General features: G+C 63.3%; 6 protein-coding genes. 3 read left to right on the top strand and 3 right to left on the bottom strand.

Annotated elements, in window-relative coordinates:
- A partial coding sequence (locus tag RCO31_RS34505) for a TetR-like C-terminal domain-containing protein (protein WP_308972923.1) occupies positions 1–489 on the top strand: 489 nt, incomplete at its 5' end.
- Between the two features lie 334 nt (positions 490–823).
- Positions 824–1,387, top strand: a complete 564-nt coding sequence (locus RCO31_RS34500; protein ID WP_308972922.1) for an SET domain-containing protein — start codon at positions 824–826, stop codon at positions 1,385–1,387.
- Between the two features lie 57 nt (positions 1,388–1,444).
- Here RCO31_RS34500 and RCO31_RS34495 read toward each other — a convergent pair whose 3' ends face one another.
- Positions 1,445–1,846, bottom strand: a complete 402-nt coding sequence (locus RCO31_RS34495; protein WP_308972921.1) for a hypothetical protein — start codon at positions 1,844–1,846, stop codon at positions 1,445–1,447.
- Positions 1,847–1,979: 133 nt separating this feature from the next.
- On the opposite strand from RCO31_RS34495, the gene RCO31_RS34490 reads away from it, so the two are divergent.
- A complete protein-coding gene (locus RCO31_RS34490; RefSeq protein WP_308972920.1) occupies positions 1,980–2,774 on the top strand; it encodes a helix-turn-helix transcriptional regulator in 795 nt (264 codons plus the stop codon).
- Positions 2,775–2,806: 32 nt separating this feature from the next.
- Here RCO31_RS34490 and RCO31_RS34485 read toward each other — a convergent pair whose 3' ends face one another.
- Together RCO31_RS34485 and RCO31_RS34480 are read right to left on the bottom strand one after the other, a co-directional pair.
- On the bottom strand, positions 2,807–4,021 hold the full coding sequence (locus RCO31_RS34485) for an ABC transporter substrate-binding protein (protein ID WP_308972919.1): 1,215 nt from the start codon (positions 4,019–4,021) through the stop codon (positions 2,807–2,809).
- Positions 4,022–4,065: 44 nt separating this feature from the next.
- Positions 4,066–5,058 (bottom strand): alpha/beta fold hydrolase, encoded by a 993-nt coding sequence (locus RCO31_RS34480; protein ID WP_308972924.1) that lies wholly within the window; start codon positions 5,056–5,058, stop codon positions 4,066–4,068.
- Positions 5,059–5,064: the final 6 nt, after the last annotated feature.

Here is a 5,064-nt window from a genome sequence, read left to right as displayed (position 1 = left end):
GGCGTCTCGCATGCGGCGCCGACGCATCATTTCGGCGACATGAGCGGTCTTTTGAGCGAGCTTGCCGCATCCGGCTTTCGAACGTTTGCCGCAGCGCTCAAGGCGGCCGCCGCAACCAAAGCGTCAGCGGCCGAGCGCATGGATGCCATGGGCGAAGCCTATGTCGACTTCGCGCGCGCAAATCCGGCAATGTTTCTTTTGATGTTTCGCAGCGAGCGGCTCGACATGGCACGGCCGGCATTGTCGGACGCGATGGACCAGGCATTCGCGGCGCTGACACACGGCGTCAGTGCAAGGCGCAGCGGGGCAGGGCGATCACCGTCACCGTCGCTGGCGATGATGGCGGATGTGGTCAGGTCGTGGTCGCTTGTGCATGGCTTCGCCATGCTGATGATCGACCACCGCCTCGATCATGTTCTGGCACATCTGCCTGAAGGCGCGGACCAGCGCGCCCTGTTGCGGGCAGTGCTGGGTGTGAAAGATGCGTAGAAGATGAGTGGCTTAGCGAGTGCAAAGCCTTCTGTGCAGCAGCGATTGTGACAATCTCAGCTGGGGACTGTTCAGCCGCTTGCGTGAAAAGGGTTTCTTTTGCGAGGAATCGCACTAGAACACTGTCGATTCAGAGAACGCTAGTGCGCTGGATTTGACGTTCGTACCACGCTTGCCGCGACTCCTGTGTACGAGCGTCAGATCCAAAGAGCGCACTAGCTTCATAAAGTTGCCAGTGGCCTCTTGGTTCTAACGTTCGCCTAAGAGGTTGCGGCAAGGTGATGCGAACGTTAGAACCGGGACACTAGTGTCCCCATACCGTTGTCAGTGTGCCATGCCCACCATCTCATCGCGCAAGCCTTATCGTGTCGGCCGCTCCCGCACCGGGCTCGGTCTGTTCGCGACCAAGGAAATCAAGAAGGGCACGCGGATCGTCGAATATATCGGCCCGCTGCTCGATTGCAGAATCAAGGAGCAGGACGCGATCGAGAACAAGTACCTGTTCGAATTGAACGGGCGCTGGACCATCGACGGCTCGGCCCGCCGCAATATCGCGCGCTACGCCAATCACGCCTGTCGGCCGAATGCCGAATCCGACGTCCAGCCACGCAACCGCAAAGTCTACATCCAGGCGATCAAGACGATCCAGCCAGGCGATGAGATTACCTACGACTACGGCAAGGATTACTTCGACAGTTACCTGAAGCCGATCGGCTGCAAGTGCGTGTCGTGTGAGAAGAAGCGGAAGCTCGCGCGGGCTGAGGCAAGGCTTACGAAGAAGCGTGCGAAGGCGAGGGCCGAAAAACGAGCGCTGAAGTTGAAGCTGAATGGCCACGCGCTCAACGGGCGCGCGATGAAGCATATTCTGACGAAAAAGAAGAAGACGAAGAAGCGCTAAGGCCAAGAGCTTCCCTCTCCCCGCTCGGGGGAGAGAGAAGGCCCGGCCTGTGGCGGGTCACCTTGCCGCCACCGCCGTTTCGCTCCGGTTCAACCCGACATACTGCAGGGCGGCGATCACCGCGACCGACAGCGCCTGGGCAACGACGAAGGCCTGGCCCAGCAGGTTGGGCTGTACCCAGCCGGTGAAAAGCAGCGCGATCGAATCGATCGCCCAGACCGCGTTGGTGGCGATGACCGCCCAGACCGCAAACTTCGGCATCTGCTCACGGCTGCCAAGCAAGCCGACCAGCGCGGCGTAGACGATCAGGAAGATACCGACCTCGCGCAGGAAGCTCGAAGGCAGGTTGAGTAGCGGCGCCAGCAAGCCTGCCGCGACGACGAGCAGCAAGGCCATTGCACCGGTGATGATGGCGTCGCCCTGGACCGCGCGACGGAGGAAAAGGGACGGATTGATCATGGTTGGCTCCTTCAGGGTTGCGGGTGGCCGATATCGGCCGACGCAGCGAGAGCCTGGCCCGAACTGCGGCGCGAAGCGATTACCTGGCAGGTAATGGAAGCTGTGATACGTGCATGTTAGCTTCCGACGCATGATGAACATCCAAACGGGTCACGTCGGCGAACATCTGCGGCAATGGCGGCAGCGCCGGCACCTCAGTCAGCTCGACCTCGCGCTTGATGCGGAGATTTCCGCACGGCATTTGAGCTTCATGGAAACGGGCCGTGCTGCGCCCTCGCGCGACATGTTGCTGCGGCTGGCCGAACGGCTCGACGTTCCCTTGCGCGAGCGCAACGTCATGCTGGTCGCTGGTGGCTTTGCACCAGCGTTTCCGCAACGAACCCTGGATGATCCGGCCATGAAGCTTGCGCGCGAGGCGCTCGAAACTGTACTGAAGGCGCACGAGCCAAATCCGGCGCTGGCGATCGACCGGCATTGGAATCTGGTGTCAGCCAACAGCATGGTGACGCCGCTCCTCGGCGGCGCTGCGCCGAAGCTGCTGCAGGGCAAGATCAACGTGATGCGTCTCGCGTTGCACCCGGACGGGATCGCGCCACGCACCGTCAACCTGCACGAATGGCGCGCGCATCTGCTGGAGCGCTTACATCGCCAGTGCGAGACCACGGCAGACGCCGAACTGATCGCGCTGCACGACGAATTGAAGGCCTATCCCGTTCCGCCGCGTCCGGGCCCGCCGCCGAAAGTTCCGGACAGCGTCGTGGTGCCGTTCCAGCTCCGCTTCGGCCACGATGTGCTGAGCTTCATCTCGACGACGATGGTGTTCGGAACACCGGTCGACGTCACGCTGTCGGAGCTGGCTCTGGAGGCGTTCTATCCGGCGGACGACAAGACTGCACAGAGGCTCAGGGAAATCGCCGGCTCGCAGTGACGCGATCGGCGTTTGTGCCGCTGCGAGACCCGTCAGCGGGTCGCGTTCTTGACGAGGGGGCACTTGCTTTCGGCAAGCGGCCACACTGTCTCCTCCGGCGCGATGGTGCGCACGATCTCGAAATAATCCCACGGATACTTCGAATCGGCGGGCTTCTTCACCCGCGCGAGATGCATGGTGCGCGTGACGCGGCCGTCCTCGCGGATGCGTGCGTTCTCCGAGAAGATGTCCTCGATCGGAGTTGCGCGCATGGCGGTTGCGACCTTGTCGGCATCGTCCGTGCCGGCGTTGGCGACGGCTTTGAGGTAGTGCCGCACCGCGCCATAGACGCCGACCTGCAGCATCGAAGGCATCATGCCGGTGCCGGCCATGAATTCCTTCGACCATGCGCGCGTCGCTTCGTTCATGTCCCAGTAGGAGGCGGTCGTCAGGTAGGTGCCCTGCGCCACATTGAGCCCGAGCGCATGCACGTCCTGCAGGAACAGGATCAGTGCCGCGAGACTTTGTCCGCCCTGCACGAGCCCGAACTCGCCGGCCTGCTTCATCGTGTTGACGGTGTCGTTGCCTGCATTGGCTATGCCGATCACCTCCGCGCCGGAAGATTGTGCGCGCAGCAGGAATGATGAAAAGTCTGCGGTGTTCAGCGGATGGCGCGTAGCGCCCAATACCTTGCCGCCCGCGGCCGTGACAACTTTGGTCGCGTCGGCCTGCAGCTGATGTCCGAACGCATAGTCCGAAGCCAGAATGAACCAGGACGTACCGCCGGCCTTGACCACCGCCGAGGCGGTCCCGTGCGACACGGCGTAGGTGTCGTAGGTCCAGTGGAAGCCATACGGCGAGCACTGCTCGTTGGTCAGCGCGGTCGTGCCGGCGCCCGAATAGAGGACGATCCGCTTCTTATCGCGCGTCAGGCCCTGTACTGCGAGCGCCACGCTGGAGTTCGGCACGTCCACGATCGCATCGACGCCTTCGACATCGATCCATTGGCGGGCGATCGCCGCGCCGACGTCCGCCTTGTGTTGGTGATCGGCCGAAATGACCTGTATCGGTTTGCCCAGCACCGAGCCGGCGACCTCACGTACCGCCATTTCGGCGGCGAGCAGCGATCCCTTGCCGGTGATGTCGGCCGTCACGCCCGCCATGTCGGTCAGGACCCCGATCTTGATCACGTCGCCGCTGATCTGGGCGTGAGCCGCAACGGGAAGCATGGCGGCGAAGAGGGTACCGCAGAGCGTAGTCAGTCTCATCTGTCGTCTCCTCCGCTTGTCGTCGTCCGCGCGGGTTCGCCGCGTCAGCTGTTGGTCGCGTCGAGCCAGGAAAGGATCATCGCTGCGAGATCGTCGCTGTTGTCCTCGATCATCATCATGTGGCCGTTGCCGTGGATGCCGTGGTCCGGCAGCCACATGAATTGCGCGCCCAGCGAAGCGGCAGTGGTCTCGTCGATCGCGCGCGGGTGGCGAGGATCATGATCGCCGGTGACGATCAGGATGCGATGGTGTCCGAGATTCTTCGGGTCGCGGATTTTCAGCCCGCGACCACCGATGTTGAAGCGCTCGTTCAGGATGCGCGGGCTTTCCGGCACGATCGAACGGCGATAGTTCTCGAAGGCGTGCCTGGGGAAGCGCGGCGCGTTCGCCCAGTAGGCAGCCGCGAACTCAGTGCCGAGCCAGACCGGCTTGTCCTCGGCCGCATAAACCGGATGACCGGCGCTTGCGTCATCGCGCAGCGCGTGAATGGCGGCGGGGTCGTCGGGCAGATCTTTCAATAGGTTCGCCGGCGGCCCCGGTGCGATGGCAACGATTGCGGCAATGAGTTCGGGCCGCTGCTCGGTCATCCACCATGCCATCGGACCGCTCGCCGAATGCACCAGCAGCACGGCCGGGCCGATCTCCTCCAGCAGTGCGAGAAGTGAGGCGGCGACGTCGGCCGTGCCGAGTTTTGGAAAGTCCGGCCGCATCGGCGACCGGCCGTGGCCCGGCCAGTCCGGCACGAATACATCGCGGCCCGCCGCGGCAAAGCGCGGTGCCCAGCCGGGGCGCAAATCGGGGGTCGTCAGGTAGCAGGCGCCCGTATGGCCTCCACCGTGCACCATCACCACAGGCGTCTTCGCCGATGCGTCCGCAGGCGGCCAGAGCTTATCGACATAGAGCGGATGGGCATCGCTCCCCGCGTAGAAGCACTGCGGCGCTTCCCCCGGCAAGGCGCGGACGAGCCCCGGCCGAGCCTGCACGGCATGCATGCGAACCTCCCAGCTGTCGGTGTAGATCGTTCTTTTAAGTTGCACGGTGAT

The sequence above is a fragment of the Bradyrhizobium sp. LHD-71 genome, assembly GCF_031157255.1.
GTDB lineage: Bacteria > Pseudomonadota > Alphaproteobacteria > Rhizobiales > Xanthobacteraceae > P52-10.
The sequence above is the reverse complement of the archived record's forward strand: the minus strand, read 5'-3'. Positions and strand labels throughout refer to the sequence as shown.